The sequence below is a fragment of the Methylobacterium nodulans ORS 2060 genome (assembly GCF_000022085.1).
GTDB lineage: Bacteria > Pseudomonadota > Alphaproteobacteria > Rhizobiales > Beijerinckiaceae > Methylobacterium > Methylobacterium nodulans.
On sequence record NC_011894.1, the window covers coordinates 532,147 to 553,181 of the forward strand.

Here is a 21,035-nt window from a genome sequence, read left to right on the forward strand (position 1 = left end):
CGGCCCCGCGATGTGCTAGAGGGCGCGCCGGCCCCGCCAACCCGCCGGAGCGTGATGTCGCCGATCATCGCCGTCGCCAACCTGTCGAAGGTCTACGCCTCCGGGTTCCAGGCGCTGAAATCCGTCTCCCTCGAGATCCGCCGCGGCGAGATCTTCGCCCTGCTCGGCCCGAACGGGGCGGGCAAGACGACGCTCATCGGCATCATCTGCGGCATCGTCAGCCCGACCGAAGGCCGCGTCACGGTGGACGGGCACGACATCCGGGCGGAGTACCGCAAGGCGCGCCGCCTCATCGGCCTTGTGCCGCAGGAACTCACCACCGATGCCTTCGAGACCGTCTGGGCGACGGTGAGCTTCAGCCGCGGCCTGTTCGGCCTGAGGCCGGACCCGGCCCATATCGAGCGGGTGCTGAAGGATCTCTCGCTGTGGGAGAAGCGCGACAGCCGGATCATGACCCTCTCGGGCGGCATGAAGCGGCGGGTGCTGATCGCCAAGGCGCTGTCGCACGAGCCGCAGGTGCTCTTCCTCGACGAGCCGACGGCGGGCGTCGACGTCGCGCTCCGCCAGGACATGTGGCGCCTCGTGCGGCGGCTGCGCGACCAGGGCGTCACCGTGATCCTCACCACCCACTACATCGAGGAGGCCGAGGAGATGGCCGACCGGGTGGGCGTGATTCGCCGCGGCGAGATCATCCTGGTCGAGGACAAGACCGAGCTGATGCGCAAGCTCGGCACCAAGCAGCTCACCCTCCAGCTTCAGACCCGCCTCGTCGCGGTGCCGGACACGCTCTCGGCCCACCGCCTCGACCTCTCGGAGGACGGCACCGAACTCACCTACACCTACGACAGCCAGGGCGAGCGCACCGGCATCACGGCCCTGCTCACGGACCTGCGCGCGGCCGGCATCCGCTTCCGCGACCTTCACACCCGGCAGAGCTCGCTCGAGGACATCTTCGTCGGCCTCGTCAAGGATCCCGCATGAACTGGCCCGCGATCCGCGCCATCTATCGCTTCGAGATGGCGCGCACCTGGCGCACACTGCTGCAGAGCATCGTGGCGCCCGTGATCTCGACCTCGCTCTACTTCGTGGTCTTCGGCGCGGCGATCGGCTCGCGCCTGACGGTCATCGAGGGGGTGCCCTACGGCGCCTTCATCGTGCCGGGGCTGATCATGCTCTCGCTCCTCACGCAGAGCATCGCGAACGCCTCCTTCGGCATCTACTTCCCGCGCTTCTCCGGCACGATCTACGAGATCCTCTCCGCCCCGATCTCGCCCATCGAGATCGTCGCCGGCTATGTCGGGGCAGCCGCCTCGAAGTCGATCCTGCTCGGGCTCATCATCCTGGCGACGGCGTCGCTCTTCGTGCAGATCCGCATCGAGCACCCGGTCTGGATGGTGCTGTTCCTGGTGCTCACCGCGGTGACCTTCAGCCTGTTCGGCTTCGTCATCGGCCTGTGGGCGGACGGGTTCGAGAAGCTCCAGCTCGTGCCGCTCCTCATCGTCACGCCGCTGACCTTCTTGGGCGGGAGCTTCTACTCCATCGACATGCTGCCGCCCTTCTGGCGGGGGCTCAGCCTCGTCAACCCGGTCGTCTACCTGATCAGCGGCTTCCGCTGGAGCTTCTACGGGCATGGCGATGTCAGCGTGGGGGTGAGCCTCGTGATGGCGCTCGCCTTCCTGGCGATCTGCCTCGCCCTCGTCACCTGGATGTTCCGGACCGGCTACCGGCTGAAGACCTGACCGCACCCCTTCCCGAGCGCACCCTCTTGCCGATCTGATATCTCAGTCTACGGTGCGGCTCAGTGAGACCCTCCGAGACCGGCGCCCGAGCGCCGGCGGGCTGAGGGACGACATTGATGGCGGACATCCCCACGCCGATGATGCGCAAGGCGCCGAACCGCATCCCGTCCACGCCGCGGCCGGGCCGGGCGCCGTCCGCCGCGACGGTGATCTGCCAGGAGCTGCGGACCGAGATCGCCTCCCTCGCCCGACTGCCCGGCCAGCCGATCAACGAGAAGGAGATCGCCGCCCGCTACGGCGTGAGCCGCACGCCGGTCCACGAGGCGATGCTGAAGCTCGCCGACGAGGGGCTGGTCGAGATCTTCCCCCAAGCCGGAACCTACGTCGCCCGCATTCCCTATCGCGACCTGCCGGAGGTCATCGTGATCCGCCGGGCGCTCGAGGAATCGAGCGCCCGGCTTGCGGCCGAGCACGCGAAGCCTGCCGATCTCGCCGCTCTCGACCGCATCATGGTCGCCCTGGACGAGGCCGCGGCGGATCAAGACCGTGAGGCCTTCCGGCAGCGGGACGAGGATTTCCATGCCGCGGTCGCGGGGGCGGCCGGCTATCCGGGCCTGTGGCGGCTGACCCGGCAGGTGAAGATCCAGGTCGACCGCTTCCGGCGCCTCACCCTGCCGCAGCCGGGACGGTTCGCGCGCATCCTCATCGAGCACCGGGCGGTGCTCGACGCCATCCGGGCACGCGACCCCGCCGCGGCCTGCGCCGCCATGGGCGCGCATCTCGACGGCCTGCTCGCGGAGCTCGGCGGCATCGCCTGGCTCAACGCGGAATATTTCGACATGTCCGGGATCGATCCCCCTGTTTTGACCGAGACCGACAAACGGGATGAGGGGGTGTCGGGCTTGGGCCTGTAGCCGGGTTTGCCAGTGCGCTCGATCCAACCAAGGATGGTGCCAAGCTCGCCTTGCAGGGTGATGCTGAGGTCGTGACGCGTCGGGCCAGGGGTGATGACGATGCGCTCGATCACCTCACGGATGGCCTCGGCCATCTCCGGCGCGTCGTCGGGATGAGCGAGCGCGGCGGTCAGTCGCTCGATCCTGCTCCGATAGGTTTCGGCAATACCGGGGTGGATGTCGGGAATGTTCAGCGGCGCCTGCGACAGCCGGGCATTCGATGATGGCGGCGTCAAGGATTTGCCTGCGGGATCGTTCTGTTCGGGACATCGCGCTCACTGATCGAAAGTGCGATTTATACGCTCGTTCGTTTTTGGATATGTTTCAGTTTTAAGTTGCATATATCCACACGGGCAATTTGTTATTTACATATGAGTAAATTTACACTAATGTGTAAAAATGACATCCCCCAAGCGAACGGAACGGTCTCGAAGCCTCATCCTCGACGCTGCTGACGAAGCGTTTCGAGAGCTGGGTTTTACTAACACATCGGTAGAGGAAATCGCGACGCGCGCAGGTCTGACCCGCAAGACGGTCTACAATCTGTTCAGCTCGAAAGAGGAAATCGCACTTCATCTCATCGCCCGTGTGGAGGCCGGAGATGAGATTTATCGTGCGCGCATGGAGGTGAATGAAGACGTCCTTGTGCTCCTTGAGAAAGTCTTTCTCGACAGCGCGAGCTGGTGCTTGGCTAATCCTTCCATTGCGAGACTTGCCCTTGCCCCCACGGAGCGGCCATCTCTTGAACCTCCGCCAGATCGTCCCTCCTTCCAGCGGCTCGTCCGAGACCTTCTCGTTCTTGGCCAACGGCAGGGTGTCATTCGCAAGGATGACGACCCTAATTTCATGTCGCTCGTTCTGCTCGGCATCTATGCCCAAGCCATGCTCACGGCTCTTTCAGGCAGGCCATTCAGCCAGGAGGACATCAGACATCTCATCCGTATCGTTGTCGAAGGCATCGGCGAGCAATCCTCACGTTCAACCCCGTAACAGAGTTTTCCGACAGCAGGATCGAGCATGTTGAAAGAATTTGGTCACGCGATATGGACGGCCAATGGTTCTGATGTCGTGGCCATGCTTGGATTTCACTACCCGACGCGCATGGTTGTCATAAGTCTGTCTGGCGAAAACCTTTTCGTATGGTCGCCAGTTGCATTGACGGAGGACCTTCGCGCCGATGTCGATGCTCTCGGAAAGGTCCGCTATCTGGTGGCGCCCAACTCGCTGCATCACCTGTTCATCGCTGATTGGAAGCATGCTTATCCAGATGCACGGATCTATGCCGCTCCTGGACTGCAAGAGAAGCGCAAAGACATAGCATTTGACGACGAGCTGGACGGCGCGTCAGTTCCGGAGTGGTCCGGAGAGATCGAATACGTTGTAGTGCGAGGCAACGCGATAACCAGTGAGGCGGTGTTTTTTCACCGCAAGAGCGGCACCGTGATCTTCACCGATCTGATCCAGCAATTTCCCGCCGGCTGGTTTTCGGGCTGGCGCTCGATCGTTGCGAAATGGGACCTTATGCTTGGCCCGGAACCATCGGTGCCTCGAAAGTTCCGCGCAGCCTTCACCAATCGCCATGCGGCCCGCGGATCGCTCGAACGCATTCTCGCATGGCCCTCTGAAAAGGTGTTGATGGCGCATGGAACGCCTGTCATCGAAGACAGCCAAGCATTCCTGCGGCGTGCATTCAGATGGTTGGTAGCCTGAAAGTCATTTGGCCCTGAACCGCCGCTGCCATCAGCGCGTGATGAAGATCATGACGGGGCATTGCTGTACTGCCGCGCGAGCGACGCCCGCGCGATCGCTGCCTGTGCTGTGGGCACCCGAGCGGACGGAACATCGGCCCCAAGGCCGGGGTTGCGTTGCCAGACACCCCGACCCGGAGGTTCGCATGACCGACCTGCGCCATGCCGTGGTTGTGATCACCGGCGCATCGAGCGGCATCGGCCGCGCGGCCACCCTGGCCTTCGCGCGTCGGGGCGCCCGGGTGGCGCTCGCCGCCCGGCGCCGCGAGGCCCTGGAAGATCTGGCGCGGGAGTGCCGCGCGCAGGGCGGGAAGGCGATCCCCGTGCCGACGGACGTCACCGACCCCGACGCGGTCGAGCACCTCGCCCGCACCGCGCACGAGGCCTTCGGGGGCCTCGACGTCTGGATCAACAACGCCGGCACCGGCGTGTTCGGCCCGTTCCAGGACGCGCCCCTCGACCTCCACCGCCGCACCATCGAGGTCAACCTGCTCGGCGGCGTCTACGGCGCCTACGCCGCCCTGCCCTATTTCCTGCGCCAGGGCCACGGGACGCTGATCACCACCATCTCGCTCGGCGGCTGGGCACCCACCCCCTTCGCGGCGGCCTACACGGCGAGCAAGTTCGGCCTGCGCGGCTTCACCGCGAGCCTGCGCCAGGAGTTGCGCCGCCACCGGCACATCCACGTCTGCTCGGTCTTCCCCACGATCGTGGACACGCCCGGGCTGGAGCACGGGGCGAACGTCTCCGGGCGCGCCATCGACACCGGGCCGCTCGTCTACGCGCCCGAAGACGTGGCCGAGACCTTCGTGTATCTCGTGCGCCATCCCCACGATGAGGTCGCGGTGGGCTGGCCCGCCCGCCTCGCCCAGGCCGCCTATGCGCTCGCCCCCTGGCCGACCGAGCACCTGATGGGCATCGCCATCCATCGGGCCCTCGACCGGGCTCGGCCGGCGCCGATCACGCACGGGGCGATCCGCGCACCGGTTCCCGAACGGCCGCGGACGAGCGGCGGCTGGCGGGCCCGCAAGGGCCTGCCCTCGGCGCGCACGCTGAGCACGGTCGGCGCGGTCATGGGCGCCGCCGGCCTGATGCTGCTCGCCTCGACCCGGGCGGCGGCGCGGGCGCGTTGATCCGGGCTCCGGCCGGCTCAGAGCTCCAGCAGCGCGTAGGGTCGGCCGTTCGGCTTCGGGATCTGGATCGCCACGTTGTAGACCGGGACACCGCCGGGCGTGCGGCCTTCGAAGGTGCCCCGGTGCGCGTGGCCGTGCACCACGGCGCCGACCTCGAACCGGTCGATCGTCTCGGCGAGGCGGGAGGAGCCGAGGAAGGGGAAGATCTCGGGCGGCTCGCCCTGCACCGTCGCGGCGACCGGTGCGTAGTGCAGCACCACGAGGGCCCGGCGGCTCGCCACATGCCGCATGGCATTCTCGAGCCGCATCGCCTCGTGCTGGCTCTCGGCCACCAGGGCCTTGATGGCGGCCTCGCCGAAGGCGCCGAGCGTGAAGCGCCCGAAGCCGCCCACGAAGCCCTTCACGCCGACGAATCCCACACCCTCGATCTCGACCGACTGTCCCTCCAGGAGCCGCATCCCGGTCTGGCGCAGGATGCGGCAGACCTCCTCGGGCGTCCCCGATTCGTAATCGTGATTGCCGAGCACCCCGACCACCGGGATCGCGCAGGCGCGCAGCTCCTCGGCGAGGATCTCCGCTTCCCGCGCCGTGCCGAGATCGGTCAGGTCGCCCGCGAGAACCAGCACGTCGGCCTCCCGCGAGATCTCGCCGAACAGGTCCCGGTACGAGGTCTGCCCCTCTTCCTTGACGTGAAGATCACCGATGGCGGCGACCTTGAGCGATCCGGTGCGGTCAGCCATGGTCCTGAGCATTCTCCGTGATGTCGTCCCGCCACGCGCCCTCGCCACCGAGATCCGCGTAGCCCCATTCCTTGACGTCGATCGCGTAATCGACCCGCGACAGCATGCGTCCGCGGCAGATCTTCATCTGCGGCGGCGGCAGCTTGCGCAGCTGGGCGAGCCGGTCGAGCAGCTCGTCGAGGAGCCAAGCCGGCACCACCTCGCGGTCGGTCGGGTAGATCCAGCGGAAGGCGAGGAGATGCATGAGCAGCAATTCCCAGTGCTGCTCCATGTAGGCGAGGAGCCGCGTCCAATCGATTGCCTCGTGTGCCCGCAGGATCGTGTGCGCCACGTCGGCGCCGTCGAAGCGGTTGCGCATCTGGATGAAGGCCTTCGACCAGACGAGTTCGGTCGGCCCGATGATCCGCACGGTATGGCCGAACAATTCGATCTGGTGGGCATGGGCGAACCACGCCTCGGTGACCGGGGTCGCGCCGCTCGGCGAGGCGTAGATCACATCGAAGAAATGCCCGTCGCCGAAGACCTTGCCAAGCCAACGCTCGTCCTCGATGGCGACCGTGTAGCCGAGGTCCTGGAAATGGGCGAGGATGCGCGGCGCATCCCCGGCCTTGCAGAAGACGTCGAGATCCTTCGTCTCGCGGGTGATCCCCGTATAGGCGCTGACCGCGTAGGTGCCGGCAAGAAGGAAGGGCAGGCCCGAGGCGACGAGCCGGGAGATCGCCTCGGCATAGAAGGCCTCGGCCTCCGGGCTGACGAGCGTTGGCTCCGCCTTCGCGATGACCTGCGGCAGGGGAGAGCGGGGATCCGGCATCCCGCTCCAACCGACCGGGAGCGGCTCCGGTTCCGGAGCACTAGGCCGCCCGCCTCAATCGCACCTGACCTGCATGGACGCCGCCCCGTTCCTCATGTTGAGCAACCATTAGCTTGAGGGCCGGTGGGGCTGCCATCGGGGGGCGCCTTGCGGCCGCGTCAGGGCTCATCCGTCAGGCGGCAGCCGGTGGTGAACTCATGCCGGCGGGCTTTGACAATGCCCGTTGGTTTCGGTCTCGAAGGGTCGCCAAGCCTGAGGCTTGGCATCGACCCTTCGAGAGAGGTCAACGGCCCGCTGCGTCAGCAGCCTGGGCCGTTGGCATCAGGTCAGGCGAAGGTGAAGTTCTGGGCGGTGAGGCTGGTCGCCTGCACGTTCTGCAGCGTGATCGTGTCGCCCGTGCCGTAGGCGATCACCGCATCCGAGCCCTCCTGCCGCAGCGCCGCCTGCACCGCCGCAAACGACCCGAACGCGCCGTTGTTGAACGCGATCACGTCCCGCTCCGCGCCCCCGGTCACGAAGTCCCGGATCACGTCCTGACCGTCCCCGCGCCCGAACGCGAATGCGTCGGACCCAAGGCCCCCCGTCAGCGCGTCGGCGCCCGCATTGCCGAACAACAGGTCCGCGCCCTCGCCCCCGAACAGCTGGTCGGCGCCCGCCCCGCCCGATAGGTAGTCCGAGCCCGCCCCGCCCAGCAGCACGTCCTCACCCTGCTCGCCGAACACCTGGTCGGCGCCCGCCTCCCCGCTCACCAGGTCGTTGCCGGTGCCGCCATAGACGCGGTCATCGCCCTCCCCGCCCGAGACCGCATCGTCGCCGTCGTCGCCGAAGAGCAGGTCGTTGCCGGCATCCCCATTCACCTCGTCGTTGCCGAAGCCGCCCGAGACGAAGTCGTGGCCCTCGCCGCCGCTGACGAAGTCGTTGCCCCACTCGCCATAGACTTGGTCGTCACCGGCCGCGCCGAAGACGAGGTCGGCGCCGGTGCCGCCATAGACGCGGTCGTTGCCCGCCCCGCCATCCGCGACATCATCATCGTCGTCGCTGAAGACGAGATCGTCGCCGGCATCGCCCGAGACGCTGTCGGCCCCGAAGCCGCCCGAGACGAAGTCGTTGCCGGCTCCGCCCCACACCGTGTCGTTCCCGTTCTGCCCGAAGAGCTGGTCGGCACCCGCAAAGCCCTTCAGGGTGTCGTTGCCGGCCCCGCCCCGGATCGTGTCGTTCCCGGCGCTGCCGGTGAGCGAATCGTCGCCCTCCCCGCCCGAAAGCTGGAGGTTGCCGGGCGCTGCCTCACCCGGCGCGATGACGCGGACGTCGTCGAAGCTGACGCCCTCGCTACCCCAGGAATAGAGGGCGACAGTGCCCTTCGGATGGGCGTGGTCCTCGATCGGATAGGCGAAGATGGCCTCGCCATCGAGGAATGCGGAGATCTTGCCGCCGATGACGTCGACACGCAGCCGCATCTCGGTGCCCGGCTCATATTTGGCCGGAACCTGATAGAGAACCTCCTCGACACCGTCGCGCACCCGGGTGATCTGGAACAGGCTGCCCGCGCCGTTGCCCGCCTTGCGATCGTAATTGCCTTCCGCGTCGAGCTCGACCTTGTAGTAGTTCTTGGCGTCCACATAGTGGATGAGGAAGCCGAGCGCATCGTTGTCCAGCGTCTTGATCGTCGCCTCGACGGAATAATCCGTCCACTCCTTCGCCGCCGGATCGTCGTAGATCGCCTGCGTGCCGCGGCGCAGGACGTTCACGCCATCGCCGAGGGGGCTCCAGCCGCGCGTCCACAGGTTGGGAGCAGTCGCCCCGCCCTGCCATTCGAGTTGGCGGCTCTGCAGGTCGGAGAGCTGCACGAGCCGGCCGTCGCGGAGTTCCCATTGCGAGGACTTGCCATCGGGCCCGACGCCTCCGGACTCGCCCTCGTCAAGGATCCGCCACTTGGCGAGCGCCTCGGCGGAGCCGAAGCTCTCGTTGAGCAGCACTTGGCTCTTGGCCATCACATCGATATCGACGCGGTCGGTGGCCGTGGCGCCGTTGGCGTCGGTCACCGTCAGCGTGAGCGCGTTGGAGCCGAGGCCGAGCTTCACCTCCGGCTCAATGCCGGTGGCGACCTCATCACCATTCGCATCGGTCCAGCGATAGCTGACGATGTCAGCAAGGCCGAGCGAGGCACCGGCATCGAGCCGGACGGAAGCCAGACCGTCACCGTCGAAATCGATCGCCCGCTGATCCGCACCGGCATGCGCCAGCGCCTTGACCTTGGTGACGACGAGATCATCGAACATCGAGGAGCGCTGCTCGCTCGAATAGAGGCCGACCGTACCCCCTTTAAGCGGATCGGTGGCATCCTTGACGACGCCGTCGAAGATCGAGCTTCCATTGAGGAAGGCGCTGATCTTGCCGTCGAGAACCGCGACCTTCACCGCCATGTCGGTCTGGAAGGGCTGGCCCTTGGCCGCGGAGGCGAGCACGGTCTCGACGCCGTCCTTGACCTTGACGAGTTCGCGCCGGTTGGTCTTGCCGTTGAAGGTCAGGCGGTAATGGTTCTGGGCGTCCTGATAGGAGAACACAAGACCGATGGCGTCATTGTCGGTCGATTGCAGCGTCGCCTCGAAGGCATAGTCGGACCAGGACTTGGCCGTGGCGTCGCCCCAGAGCAGCAGATTGCCCTTGGCGTCGGACTGGTCGTAGAGCCTGGCCTCCGGCGCGGCCTGCCCCTCTGCAGCCGTCGGGCGCGCGAAGACCGAGCCCTTGACCACGAAATTGCCGCTGCTGCCAGTATTGTCCAGCGAGCCGAAGCTCATCTCGGCCGGGCCGAAACTCGGCCTGAGGCCGGCATCGTTGAAGTCGAACTGCACGGAGAGCGGCGTCGGCGCTGACGCCACGATGCCGCCGGCCTTGGCTCCGCCGAGGGCCGCGATCTCGGCCTCCGTGTAGACCTTGTCGGTGATGAGCAGGCTCGAGACATAGAGCTTCGAGACTTCGCCGTCCTCGTCCGAGAAGAACAGCGCCCCCTGGCTCACGTCGAGCTTGAAGCGGTCGCCGGACACGCTCTGCGAGCCGACCTTCACGCCCTCGATGAACTTGTTCAGGGTGACCGTCCCGTCGGCCTCCTCCTTGAAGGTGAAGGCGACGCGCTGCCAGGCGCCGTATTGCAGGCTGCCAGTATAATTGCTGCTGATGCCGATGCCGCCGGTGCCGTTGCCATTGCTGCGGATGAACAGATCGCCGTCGCTCTTGTTGGCGACGTCGGTCTGCATCAGGCTCGTCCAGTCACCCTGGCCGGGCGGGACGAGGATGTCGAAGATGACCGAATAGGAGGCGATGCGCGTGCCCGCGGGCGCGCCGAGATTGGGCGTGACGCGCAGCCCTTCGTTCGAGGGCAGCGCCGGGACGAACGCCACCTTCTTCTCGCCGCCCGGGAGCGCCGGCAGGCCGAACTCGGCCGGCGTGCCGGTGGAGAGCGTCTTGACGGGGACGGGGGGCTTCACCCAGCCGTAGGCATTGCCGTCGTTGAAGTTCTCGACCAGCAGCGTGGCATCGCCCTTGACGACCACCAGCTTCTGATCGGTCGTGACGTGACCCTTGGCGTCCGTCACTTCGAGCGTCAGCGGATGCCGGCCGACGGCGAGATCGACCGTCGGCTTGGCGCCCCTGGCGATGACATCGCCATCGGCATTGCGCCAGACATAGGAAGCGATGTCGTGCGCCGGATCGAGCGTGCGCGAGGCGTTGAGCGTCACCGCCAGCCTGTCCGCGCCGGCCGGGGCGGACAGGTAGAGGTCATCCCCGGCCTTGGCGACGGCGCGCAGCTCCGGCGCCCCGAGCTCGACGTTGCCGAACTCCTCCTGGTGACCGCGGTAGGAGCCCGTCAGCCCGTTGCGGTCGAGCTCGGGCTTGACGCGATAGCCGTCGAGATAATCGTCGAATTCGGTGAAGTAGGTTTCCGTCGAGAGCGTCCTGTTGTCGGGATCGATCGTCACCAGCCGGATGGCGCCGTTGCCGCCGCGATTGCCGAGGGCTTCGTTGCCGTTGCCGGTGATCTCACGGGAAATGCCGTTCTGATAATTGACCAGCATCTCGTACACGGGATTGCCGTGCTGCGAGTAGCTGACATTGGTCTCCGCCCCGTCGCCGAAGATATGGCCGGAGAAGGTGAAGCTGATGTTCGGATATTTGGCCGAGAGCAGGCGATAGACGGTCTCGCCGTCATTGACGCTCTGCGGATCGTTGCGCAGTCCGTAATCGGCGCCGGTGCCTTCATCATAGAGGCCGAGGCCGGCGGCGTCGTGGCGGCTGGCGAAGTCGGTCAGCGAATGCGAGATGATCATGACCCGGTGGTCGAGATGCTTGTCGAGCACCTCGCTCGCCCAGCGGATCACGTCATCGCGCGGGCCGAACTCCATCGACAGGATCAGCCACTTGGTGCCGTCCGGCGCGGTGAAGGTGTGGTAATTGTTGCGGCTGGAGGTCGGCTCCTGGTCGTAGACACCGCGGAAGGTATTGGGGTTGGTCGCCGCCTGCTTCTCCGGCGAGAACAGCGTGTCGAGATTGACCGATGAGTGATTGGCCGCCGTGCCGCCATTCGCCTGGTCGTGATTACCCGGCAGCAGCGAATAGGGGATCTTGCCGTCGAGCGTGCGCATGGCCTTTTCGGCGACGACCCATTCGGTCGGCAGATTGTTCTGCGTGACGTCACCGACATGCGCGACGAACTGGATCTTGCGCGCATCCTTATGGGCGGCCAGCCATTCCGTCATGCGGTAGAAGGTTTCGGGCGGGCCGTTGGCGGTGTTCTGGTCGGTATAGTCCTGCGTGTCGGGCAGCACCGCGATCGTATAGGCGTTCGGACCGGCGACACGAACGCGGAAGGCATCGGCGGCGGTATTGCCGGCGGCATCCGTCGCCGTCACCCGCACATCCGAATGGCCGAGGCCGCCGAAGTCGAGCGTCAGCTTGCCGTCCGCGACCGAAGCGTTGACCACCCGGCCTTCGGCGGTCTCGACCTTGTAGGTGAGATTGTTGCCGGCGAAGACGCCGGCGAGGTCGATGACCGTGTTCGCGGCCGTGGGCGTGACCAGCATGTCCTTGATGGGGGCGCCCACCCGCACGCTGGCGGGCGGCGGCGGCTCCACCACGCCGGGCGCGCGCGCGGTCAGGGTGCCGCTGCCGAAGCTCGGGCTGAATTCGCCCTTGCTGAAGTCGAACTGGACGCCGTTCACCCCGGCGATGGGCGCGGTGAACGGACCGCCGGCACTCGCGCCGCCGAGAGCCGCGACCTCGCTCTCGCTCAGGGTCTTCTCCATGAAGGCGACGGAGGACAGTGAGAATTTCGGCGTTTCGTTGCTGTCATCGGCAAACAGCAGGAAGCCCTTGTCGCCGATGACGAAGTCGTTCTTGACGGTCTGCTGGCCGATTTTTACGCCATCGACATATTTCTTCAGGGTGAAGGAGTCGCTGCTGATCCGCTCGATAGAGAAGGCCAGGCGATGCCAGGCATCGAGGGTGATCCTGCCCTCATCCTGGCTGTCGGTGCCGAGGACGGCTTGGTCGTCCCTGAAGCCGAGCCAGAGATCGCCGTCGCTGCGGCTGCTGAGATCGCTCTGGAAGATCGAGCCGAGGCCGGTCTGCTTCGGCAGATAGAGATCATAGACGATTGTGTAGGTGTCGAAGGTGGCGCTGCCGTTCTTCGGGGCGAAGCCCGGCTTCAATTCGAGCCCGTGGTCGGGATCGAAGCTCGGCGCGCTGATGACGCCGTCCTGCCCGCCGGGAAGCGCCGGCAGGCCGAGCGATTCCGGCGTGCCGAAGACGACGGCCTGCTTGTCGGCGGCCGGCTCCGGCGGCACCACGGTGGCGGCTGCCGCCATCGTCCCGCTGCCGAAACTGGCCGCCAGGGTTCCGTTGGCGAAGTCGAACTGGGTGGCACGGCCCTGCGCGGGCGCGGCCGCGAGCACGCCGCCGACCTTCGACCCGCCGAGCGCCTTGATCTCGTCGCCGGTCATCGCCCGGTCGGTGAAGTAGAAGCTGTTGAGGTGCGAGGGCACGCCCTCGCCGTCGTTATCGGCAAACAGGAGCACGCCCTTGTCGTCGATGGTGTAATCCGCCGTCGCATAGGCTGAGCTGCCGACCTCGACCCCGTCGATGTATTTGCGCATGGTCGAGGTGCCGTCGCCATTGGCGGTCAGCGTCACGGCGATGCGGTGCCATGTGTCGAGGGTGGCGCTGCCGTGATAATCGCCCTTGCCGATGCCGAAGGTCGCACCGTCCTTCTTCATGAAGAACTTGGCGTCGTCGCCATTGGTCAGGTTGGTCTGGAACAGCGCGTTCCAGTCGCCCGCGAAATCACCCGTCTTGACCAGCACGTCGAAGATCATGGTGTAGGTCGTGGCCGTGCCGTCGATGGCCGGATCGAACACGAAGCCGTCGGTCTTCTTCGCCGGGGCCGGGACATGGAGCACGCCGGGATCGCCGCCAAGCGAGGGCACGCCCGTGAAGGTGCCGGCCGCGTCCTGAACCGGCTGCGCGGCGAGGACCGCGTTGACCACCGTATCCGTATTGTCCGTGAAGACGCCGTCCACGCCGGCCTTCGTCAGGGCGTCGATGAAGCTCTTCGAATTGGCGCCGAAGGCATCGTCGCGGTGCGTGTAGGGATGCACCTTCAGACCGGCCGCATGGACATCGAGGAGAAGCTGCTTGGGCGCACCGGTTGCAGCGTCGATGACGAAGGGCATGTCGGGGCCGAGGCCCGATGCATAGAGGTTGGCGATCGTCTTCAGAGCTTGCGGGGTCGTGAAAGCCTCATAGGTGGACGTCGCCGAGAGGTTGAGACCCAGCACATTATAGACCGAAGGATCGGCACCGGGCGCGCCGGAGAAATTGTAGGCGACATCGTCAGGAACATAGGGGGCTTGGAAATAAACCAATTGCACGAGCGGGAGATTCACGCCGGCGGCCGGCATGATTTTCGTCTTGAGCTCGATCAGATTGGCGAATTCGAAGGACTGGATGAAAACACGGCTCGGATCGATAAAACCTGCCTCCTTCAATGCGTCGATCAGCATCTTGCTGGTATCGAGACCTTGAATCTTGTGGAACGTCGGGTCCTTGGTCTCGGGATAGATGCCGATCGTCAGCCCCGTATCGGCCTCGGTCTGCTTCACGAGGGCGATGATCTCGGCCAGCGTCGGGATCTGGAACTGATTGTCATAGCTCGCCGAGCCCGGGCGGAGCTGGGGCTGGTCCTCGCGCGCGCGCAGTTCCTTGATCTCGGCGAGCGTGAAGTCGCTGACGAACCAGCCCGCGACCTTGCCGCCGGCATAGTCCTTGACCGTCAGCTTGTCGGCGAATTTCGCGATGTCGGCGACATTGGTCGTCTGGCTCGTGACGATCGGCTTGCCATTCGCGTCACGCGCGATAGTGCCGGCCGCATCGAGCTTCACGGAGGCGAGCCAGGGATCGTGGCGGGCGACCAGCACGCCATCCTTGGTCGAGACCAGATCGGGCTCGATGAAATCCGCGCCCATGTCGATCGCGAGCTTGTAGGCTTCGAGCGTATGTTCGGGGCGGTAGGCCTGCGCGCCGCGATGGGCGATCACCAGGAAGTCGTTGGCCCGGCCGGGCGTCAGCACCTCGCTCGCGTCCGGCATGGCCGGAATGCCGAGCGTTGCCGGGGTGCCGAATGTCGGTGTGAGCCCGGTCGCCTGCAGGGTCGCCGTGCCGAAGGTGGCGTTGAGCGTGCCGTCGGTGAAATCGAACTGGCTGGCGCCCGCAATGGCCGCCTTCGACACGCCCTCCTTCGACGCTCCGCCGAGCGCCTTGACCTCATCGGTGCTCAGCGCCCGGTCGGCAAACAGGAAGCTGCCGAGGTAGCCCGCGGAGGTCTCGCCGTCCTCGTCGGAGAAGATCAGGAAGCCCTTGCTCCTGTCGATGGCGTAGCGATCGGTGCTGGTCGAGGTCTGGCTGCCGACCAACTCGCCGTTGATGTACTTGCCGATCGCCACCTCGCCATTCTGGGTCTCGACCGTGAAGGCGATGCGGTTCCAGGCATCGAGCTTGGCCGAACCCTTGTAGTCGCCGCCGATGCCGATGCCGTAGCTGCCGGCCTCGATCTTGCCGAAGAGGTCGCCGTCGTTGCTGTTGGCCGAGTCCGTCTGCAGGAAGGGCAGCCAGCCGCCCGCATTCGCCGCGGGAACATAGACGTCGTAGACCAGCGTATAGGCGCTCGCCGTGCCCGTGCCGCCGGGAGCGACCCGCAGGGTCTGGTTCGGCGCAGCCTTGACGATGCCGAGCATCCAGTCGGTCGATGCTTCGACTGCATTCGCCGGGGTGGTCGTGGACATGATCGCGCCTCTTCGCATCCGCTGGCCGATGGAGGCCGGGCGGCCTCGGTTGCGGCGACCGCTAGCAACGGCGCTCTTCGTCTCTGTGACAGTTCGCCGAGAACTCGGCTCCTCAGCCATAACGATTTTCGATGGTGCACATCGCCCCGCAGGATGTTTCCGGGGCGGGCGCCGATGTCATCAAGGTGTTACGCTCCGCGCCCTAGAGCATCGGATGAGAATCGGGCGCGCTCTGCCGGACGGCATTCGGTCCAAGGCCGAGGGAGGTTCGACAAGCTCGTAGCGGCACTACGGCAGCCGGCGAGCCTCGACGAATCGGGGCCGCATGCCCCCGGCCCGCAGGGTTTGCGCCTGCCGGGTGCCCAGGCGTCGGCGTGACTTGACCGTGCCGCCGGTACGGTCCGTCACCGGGGAGCGGGCGAGAGGGCATGTCGATCAGCAAACTCCGGGCCTTCCACCTCGTCGCCAGCGCCGGAGGCTTCACCCAAGCGGCCCGCCAGGCCTCGGTGAGCCAGTCAGGGCTCTCCGGTCAGGTCCGCGAGCTGGAAGCGGCCTCGGGTCTCCATCTCTTCGACCGCAAGCCGCGCGGCGCCGTGCTCAGCGAGAACGGCCGGGAGCTGTTCGCGATCACCACCCGCCTGTTCGAGGCCGAGGCGGAAGCCCAGCGCTTCCTGCGCCGCGCCCCGCGCGACGGCGAGGCCGGCCATCTGCGCGTCGCCGGCGACGGGCCGATCGTGCCGCTCGCCATTCTCCAGGCGCTGAAGCGGAGCCGGCCGCAGCTCACCTTCTCGCTCGTGATCGACAATTCCGACCGCGTTGTCGAACAGGTGCAGAACTTCCGGGCCGATGTCGGGGTGACGGCGACCCGGCCGGACACCGATCAGCTCCACGGCGTCTATCTGATGTCGATGAAGATCGGCCTGTGCGTGTCGCGCAGCCATCCGCTCGCCGGGCGGCGCATCGCGATGCGCGATCTCGCCGGCCTCGCTCTCGTCCTGCGCGAGCGCGGCTCGCGCACCCGGGCGGTGCTGGAGGCCAATCTCGCCGAGCACGGCGTCGAGACCGGCCCGGTCCTGGAAATCTCGACGCGCGACGGCATCCGCGAGGCGGTCGCCGGCGGGCTCGGCTGCGGGGTGGTCGCCGACCGGGAATTCGGCCACGATTCCCGCCTCGCCTTCGTGCCGATCGTCGATGCCCGGATCGGCATCGACGAATATGCCATCACGCTCGCCGAGCGGCGCAACCAGCCGCTGGTCCGGGCCTTCTTCGACGGCGCACGAAGCTGGCGCAGCGAGCCTCCGGAGATGGCATGATACGGTGTCCGGCTGATCTGTTCGGAGACAAGAGGGCGCGGGATCCCCTCTCCCGTGCGGGAGAGGGGTATGGGGATCGAAGATCCCACGTGAGGGCCCAGGTGGTTCAGCAAGACGACTGAACCGGGCCGCTGCCAGCACCACCGTCTCGGCTTTATTCTGAAGGGTCCGGGACCCTCACCCCTGCCCCTCTCCCGCACGGGAGAGGGGTTTCTTGCGCGCACTCGTCTCGGCCGGACGCCGTATGAAGTCTCTTGGAATGCACTCGCAGAAGCGACAGCGCGGAATCAGGCCGCGGCGGGCGCTTCGGCCAGGAAGGTCTCGGCGTAGTGGCAGGCGACGAGCCGGCCGTCGAGCGGGCGCAGCGCAGGACGCTCGGCGCGGCAGAGATCGGTCGCATAGGGGCAGCGGGTCGAGAAGACGCAGCCCTTCGGCGGCGAGAGGGGCGAGGGCAGGTCGCCACCGAGTACCATCCGCTTGCGCTTCGCCCCCGTGAGGCCGGGCGTCGCCCCGAGAAGCGCCTGGGTATAGGGGTGGAGCGGGGCGGCGTAGATCCGCCCCTTCTCGCCCTGCTCCATGACGAGGCCGAGATACATCACCAGCACGTCGTGGGCGATGTGCCGGACGACGCCGAGATCGTGCGAGATGAACAGGTAGGCGAGGCCGAGCTCCTGCTGCAGATCGGCCAGCAGGTTGAGCACCTGCGCCTGGATCGACACGTCGAGGGCCGAGACCGGCTCGTCCGCCACCACGAGCTTCGGGCTCAGCATCAGCGCGCGGGCGATGGCGATGCGCTGGCGCTGGCCGCCGGAGAACATGTGCGGGTAGCGGTCGTAATGCTCGGGCCGCAGGCCGACCTTGGCGAGCATGGCGCGGGCCCGCGCGGTGCGCTCGGGCCGCGCCAGGTCGGTGTTGATGGCGAGCGGCTCCTCCAGGATGGCGCCGACCTTCCGGCGCGGGTTGAGGGAGCCATAAGGGTTCTGGAACACGAGCTGCACCATGCGCCGCAGCCGCCGCCAATCGGCACGCGGCGGATCGACGGCGTCGATCCCGTCGAGAGTGAGGGAGCCGGCGGTCGGCGGCTCGATCAGCGTCACCATGCGGGCCAGGGTGGACTTGCCGCAGCCGGATTCGCCGACGACGGCGAGCGTCCGCCCGGGCTGCACCGCGAAGGAGACGCCGCCCACGGCCTGGAGCCGGGCCGGTGCCCGAAAAAACCCGCGGCGGATCTCGTAGACCTGACGGAGATCCTTCGCCTCGACGACCGGCGCGCTCACGACGTCACCGCCTCGGTGGCGCCGACCCGCCCGTCCTCTGCGATGCGCGCCGTGCGCTGCGGGTCGCCGAGCGGATAGTGGCAGCGCACCCTGCCCTCGCCGCAGGCGCGCAGCTCCGGGCGCACCCGGCGCGAATGCTCGGTCGCGTCGGTGCAGCGCGGGCTGAACAGGCAGCCGGAAGGCCGATCGAAGAGCCCCGGCACCACGCCGGGAATCGTGGCGAGCCGCCCGCCCTCGCTGCGCTCCGGCAGGGCCGCGAGGAGCGCCGCCGTGTAGGGGTGCTGGGGCGCCGCGAACAGCGCGGCGGCTTTCTGCTCCTCCATCACCTGGCCCGCATACATCACGATCACGCGCTGCGCCGTCTCGGCCACCACGCCCATATTGTGGGTGATGAGCACGAGGGCCATGCCGCGCTCCCGCTGCAGGGTGAGCAGCAGGTCGAGGATCTGGGCCTGGATGGTGACGTCGAGCGCCGTCGTCGGCTCGTCGGCGATCAGCAGCTTCGGGTTGCAGGCGATCGCCATGGCGATCATCACCCGCTGGTTCATGCCGCCCGAGAGCTGGTGCGGATAGGCGCCGAGGCGGCTCTCGGGCGCCGGAATGCCCACCTGCGCGAGCAGCTCCACCGCCCGGTCGCGGGCCGCCCGCCGGCCCATCCCCTCGTGCAGCCGCAGGGTCTCGGCGAGCTGGAAGCCGACCGTGAAGCAGGGATTGAGGCTCGTCGTCGGCTCCTGGAAGATCATCGCGACGTCCTTGCCGGTGAGGCGACGGCGCTCGCGGGCCGACAGCGTGAGGAGATCGCGGCCCTCGAAGCGCAGGCGGTCGGCGCGCACCCGGCCCGGATAGGCGACGAGCCCCATCAGCGCCAGCATGGTGACGCTCTTGCCGGAGCCCGATTCGCCGACGACGCCGAGCACCTCGCCCGCTTCGAGGCTGAGCGAGACCCCGTCGACGGCGCGCATCACGCCGCCCGCGCTCGGGAACTCGACGGAGAGATTCTCGATCTCGAGGAGGGGCACGGGGCTACCGCTTCAGCTTGGGGTCGAAGGCGTCGCGCAGGCCGTCGCCCAGGAGGTTGAAGGCCAGCACGGTGATAAGGATCATGAGCCCGGGAAAGGTGACGACCCACCACGCCCGCAGCACGAATTCGCGGGCATCGGCCAGCATCGTGCCCCATTCGGGGGCGGGCGGCTGGGCGCCGAGGCCGAGGAAGCCGAGGGCCGCTGCGTCGAGGATCGCCGTCGAGATGCCGAGCGACGCCTGGACGATCAGCGGCGCCATGCAGTTCGGCAGGATCTCCTTGAACATCAGCCGCAGCGTCCCCGCCCCGCTGACCTTCGCGGCGGTCACGTAGTCCCGCGACGCCTCGGCCAGCACCGCCGCGCGGGCGATGCGCACGTAATGGGGCAGGACCACCACGGCGACCGCCAGCATGGCGTTCATCAGCCCGGGCCCGAGGATCGCCACGATGACGATGGCGAGCAGCAGGCTCGGCAGGGTGAGGATGATATCCATCACCCGCATGATCGCGATGTCGACGATCCCGCGGAAATAGCCCGCCGCGAGCCCGAGCGCGGTGCCGACCAGGATCGAGAGCGCGACCACCGCGATGCCGATGGTGAGCGAGAGCCGCGCCCCGTGGATCAGCCGCGAGAGGATGTCCCGCCCGATCGCGTCGGTGCCGAGCGGATAGGCGAGCGAGCCCCCCTGCTGCCAGAACGGCGGCTTCAGGAACATCGCCTCGTTGGTGAGGGTGGGCGAGTGCGGCGCCACCACGTCCGCGAGCGCCGCCAGGGCGAGCACCAGCACGATCACCGCAAGCCCGATCACCGCGCCCGTATTGGCCCGGAAATAGGACCAGAATTCCTTCAGCGGGTGCGGCGGCGTCGCGCTTGGGGCGGCGGCGGAAGGGGTCTCCATCACCTCGGCGGTCATGACCACCTCGACAGGGTTGGGCGGAGTTCGGGCGTATGCGTCATCGCATGTGCCGGATGCGCGGGTTGATGAGGCCGTAGGCGAGATCGACGAGGAGGTTCACCGTCATCACCACGGCGCCGATGAGCAGGATGCCGCCCTGGAGCACCGGGTAGTCGCGCCGGCCGATCGCCTCGATCAGCCACTTGCCGATGCCCGGCCAGGAAAAGATGGTCTCGGTCAGGATCGCGCCCGTGAACAGCACGCCGACCTGCAGGCCGATCACGGTCACGACCGGGATGAGGGCGTTGCGCAGGGCGTGCAGCCCGATGACGCGCATCCCTGAGAGCCCCTTCGCCCGGGCGGTGCGGATGTAGTCCTCGCCCAGCACCTCCAGCATGGCCGAGCGGGTCATGCGCGCGATCACCGCCAGCGGCACCGTGCCGAGCACGATGGCCGGCAGCACCAGATGGGCGAGCGCCGAGCCGAAGGCGCCCCTGTCGTCCGAGAGCAGGCTGTCGATCAGGAGGAAGCCGGTCACCGGCTCGACGTAATACTGCACGGCGATGCGGCCCGAGACCGGCGTGAGGTCGAGCTGCACCGAGAACAGCAGGATGAGGAGCAGGCCCCACCAGAAGATCGGCATCGAGTAGCCGGCGAGCGAGAGCCCCATCACCCCGTGGTCGAAGATGGAGTTGCGCCTGACCGCCGCCAGGATGCCGGCCGGAAGGCCGAGCAGCACGGCGAACAGGATGGCGCAGACCGCGAGCTCGACCGTGGCAGGAAACAGGCTGGCGAATTCGTTGATCACGGTCTCCTGCGTGATCATCGACTTGCCGAGATCGCCCTGGAGCAGGCGTCCGAGATAGATCCCGTACTGGACCAGGATCGGCCGGTCGAGGCCGAGCTCGTGGCGCAGGGCCTCGTGGCGGGCCGGATCGATGCCGCGCTCGCCCGCCATGGTCTCGATCGGATCGCCCGGGACGAGGCGGATCAGGAAGAAGGCGACCAGCGTGATGCCGATGAAGGTCGGCACGATCAGGCTGAGGCGGGTGAGGAGGAAGCGCAGCATCG

At 67.2% G+C, this 21,035-nt stretch carries 14 protein-coding genes; 7 read left to right on the top strand and 7 right to left on the bottom strand.

Annotated elements, in window-relative coordinates; genetic code table 11:
* The first annotated feature begins 54 nt into the window (after window positions 1-54).
* The 6 genes from MNOD_RS02345 (at window position 55) to MNOD_RS02370 (ending at window position 5,573) form a co-directional block, all read left to right on the top strand.
* The gene (locus MNOD_RS02345) at window positions 55-981 is read left to right on the top strand and encodes an ABC transporter ATP-binding protein (RefSeq protein ID WP_015927229.1); all 927 of its coding nucleotides are present in this window, start codon (window positions 55-57) and stop codon (window positions 979-981) included.
* A complete protein-coding gene (locus MNOD_RS02350; protein WP_015927230.1) occupies window positions 978-1,739 on the top strand; it encodes an ABC transporter permease in 762 nt (253 codons plus the stop codon). The genes MNOD_RS02345 and MNOD_RS02350 overlap by 4 nt, the downstream gene beginning before the upstream one ends.
* Before the next feature lie 116 nt (window positions 1,740-1,855).
* Window positions 1,856-2,653, top strand: a complete 798-nt coding sequence (locus MNOD_RS02355; RefSeq protein WP_015927231.1) for a GntR family transcriptional regulator — start codon at window positions 1,856-1,858, stop codon at window positions 2,651-2,653.
* A gap of 438 nt (window positions 2,654-3,091) precedes the next feature.
* Complete coding sequence (locus MNOD_RS02360) at window positions 3,092-3,682, top strand: TetR/AcrR family transcriptional regulator (protein WP_043747872.1); 591 nt, start codon at window positions 3,092-3,094, stop codon at window positions 3,680-3,682.
* A 27-nt stretch (window positions 3,683-3,709) separates the two neighbouring features.
* Window positions 3,710-4,402: a DUF4336 domain-containing protein gene (locus MNOD_RS02365; RefSeq protein WP_015927232.1), complete on the top strand. Its 693-nt coding sequence runs from the start codon at window positions 3,710-3,712 to the stop codon at window positions 4,400-4,402.
* Window positions 4,403-4,586: 184 nt separating this feature from the next.
* Window positions 4,587-5,573 carry an SDR family oxidoreductase gene (locus MNOD_RS02370; RefSeq protein WP_015927233.1) on the top strand — a complete coding sequence of 329 codons (987 nt, stop codon included), beginning with the start codon at window positions 4,587-4,589 and terminating at the stop codon, window positions 5,571-5,573.
* Window positions 5,574-5,590: 17 nt separating this feature from the next.
* Here the strand turns inward: MNOD_RS02370 and MNOD_RS02375 are convergent, their stop codons facing one another.
* The 3 genes from MNOD_RS02375 to MNOD_RS42560 all read right to left on the bottom strand — a co-directional run bounded on the left by MNOD_RS02375 (window position 5,591) and on the right by MNOD_RS42560 (window position 15,457).
* Window positions 5,591-6,313: a metallophosphoesterase family protein gene (locus MNOD_RS02375; protein ID WP_015927234.1), complete on the bottom strand. Its 723-nt coding sequence runs from the start codon at window positions 6,311-6,313 to the stop codon at window positions 5,591-5,593.
* A complete protein-coding gene (locus MNOD_RS02380; protein ID WP_015927235.1) occupies window positions 6,306-7,124 on the bottom strand; it encodes a nucleotidyltransferase family protein in 819 nt (272 codons plus the stop codon). The genes MNOD_RS02375 and MNOD_RS02380 overlap by 8 nt, the downstream gene beginning before the upstream one ends.
* 326 nt (window positions 7,125-7,450) lie before the next feature.
* The gene (locus tag MNOD_RS42560; protein WP_015927236.1) at window positions 7,451-15,457 is read right to left on the bottom strand and encodes a glycerophosphodiester phosphodiesterase family protein; all 8,007 of its coding nucleotides are present in this window, start codon (window positions 15,455-15,457) and stop codon (window positions 7,451-7,453) included.
* A gap of 428 nt (window positions 15,458-15,885) precedes the next feature.
* Between MNOD_RS42560 and MNOD_RS02390 the strand changes: the two genes are divergently transcribed.
* Window positions 15,886-16,770, top strand: a complete 885-nt coding sequence (locus tag MNOD_RS02390) for a LysR family transcriptional regulator (RefSeq protein ID WP_015927237.1) — start codon at window positions 15,886-15,888, stop codon at window positions 16,768-16,770.
* A 287-nt stretch (window positions 16,771-17,057) separates the two neighbouring features.
* On the opposite strand, the gene MNOD_RS02395 is transcribed toward MNOD_RS02390, so the two are convergent.
* From MNOD_RS02395 to MNOD_RS02410, 4 genes are read right to left on the bottom strand one after another with little or no spacing between them, the layout of a single operon-like run.
* Complete coding sequence (locus MNOD_RS02395; protein ID WP_015927238.1) at window positions 17,058-18,047, bottom strand: peptide ABC transporter ATP-binding protein; 990 nt, start codon at window positions 18,045-18,047, stop codon at window positions 17,058-17,060.
* The gene (locus MNOD_RS02400; RefSeq protein WP_015927239.1) at window positions 18,044-19,066 is read right to left on the bottom strand and encodes an ABC transporter ATP-binding protein; all 1,023 of its coding nucleotides are present in this window, start codon (window positions 19,064-19,066) and stop codon (window positions 18,044-18,046) included. Before MNOD_RS02400 ends, MNOD_RS02395 begins: the two co-directional genes overlap by 4 nt.
* Window positions 19,067-19,070: 4 nt before the next feature.
* On the bottom strand, window positions 19,071-19,982 hold the full coding sequence (locus MNOD_RS02405; RefSeq protein ID WP_015927240.1) for an ABC transporter permease subunit: 912 nt from the start codon (window positions 19,980-19,982) through the stop codon (window positions 19,071-19,073).
* Window positions 19,983-20,022: 40 nt separating this feature from the next.
* Window positions 20,023-21,033, bottom strand: coding sequence for an ABC transporter permease subunit (locus tag MNOD_RS02410; RefSeq protein WP_015927241.1), 1,011 nt, complete (start codon window positions 21,031-21,033; stop codon window positions 20,023-20,025).
* Between the last annotated feature and the right edge of the window lie 2 nt (window positions 21,034-21,035).

What these genes read in the sequence shown, in the direction of transcription:
- MNOD_RS02345 (WP_015927229.1), top strand. Translation starts at nt 55, where the DNA reads ATGTCGCCGATCATCGCCGTCGCCAACCTGTCGAAGGTCTACGCCTCC.
- MNOD_RS02350 (WP_015927230.1), top strand. Translation starts at nt 978, where the DNA reads ATGAACTGGCCCGCGATCCGCGCCATCTATCGCTTCGAGATGGCGCGC.
- MNOD_RS02355 (WP_015927231.1), top strand. Translation starts at nt 1,856, where the DNA reads ATGGCGGACATCCCCACGCCGATGATGCGCAAGGCGCCGAACCGCATC.
- MNOD_RS02360 (WP_043747872.1), top strand. Translation starts at nt 3,092, where the DNA reads ATGACATCCCCCAAGCGAACGGAACGGTCTCGAAGCCTCATCCTCGAC.
- MNOD_RS02365 (WP_015927232.1), top strand. Translation starts at nt 3,710, where the DNA reads ATGTTGAAAGAATTTGGTCACGCGATATGGACGGCCAATGGTTCTGAT.
- MNOD_RS02370 (WP_015927233.1), top strand. Translation starts at nt 4,587, where the DNA reads ATGACCGACCTGCGCCATGCCGTGGTTGTGATCACCGGCGCATCGAGC.
- MNOD_RS02375 (WP_015927234.1), bottom strand. Translation starts at nt 6,313, where the DNA reads ATGGCTGACCGCACCGGATCGCTCAAGGTCGCCGCCATCGGTGATCTT.
- MNOD_RS02380 (WP_015927235.1), bottom strand. Translation starts at nt 7,124, where the DNA reads ATGCCGGATCCCCGCTCTCCCCTGCCGCAGGTCATCGCGAAGGCGGAG.
- MNOD_RS42560 (WP_015927236.1), bottom strand. Translation starts at nt 15,457, where the DNA reads ATGTCCACGACCACCCCGGCGAATGCAGTCGAAGCATCGACCGACTGG.
- MNOD_RS02390 (WP_015927237.1), top strand. Translation starts at nt 15,886, where the DNA reads ATGTCGATCAGCAAACTCCGGGCCTTCCACCTCGTCGCCAGCGCCGGA.
- MNOD_RS02405 (WP_015927240.1), bottom strand. Translation starts at nt 19,982, where the DNA reads ATGACCGCCGAGGTGATGGAGACCCCTTCCGCCGCCGCCCCAAGCGCG.
- MNOD_RS02410 (WP_015927241.1), bottom strand. Translation starts at nt 21,033, where the DNA reads ATGCTGCGCTTCCTCCTCACCCGCCTCAGCCTGATCGTGCCGACCTTC.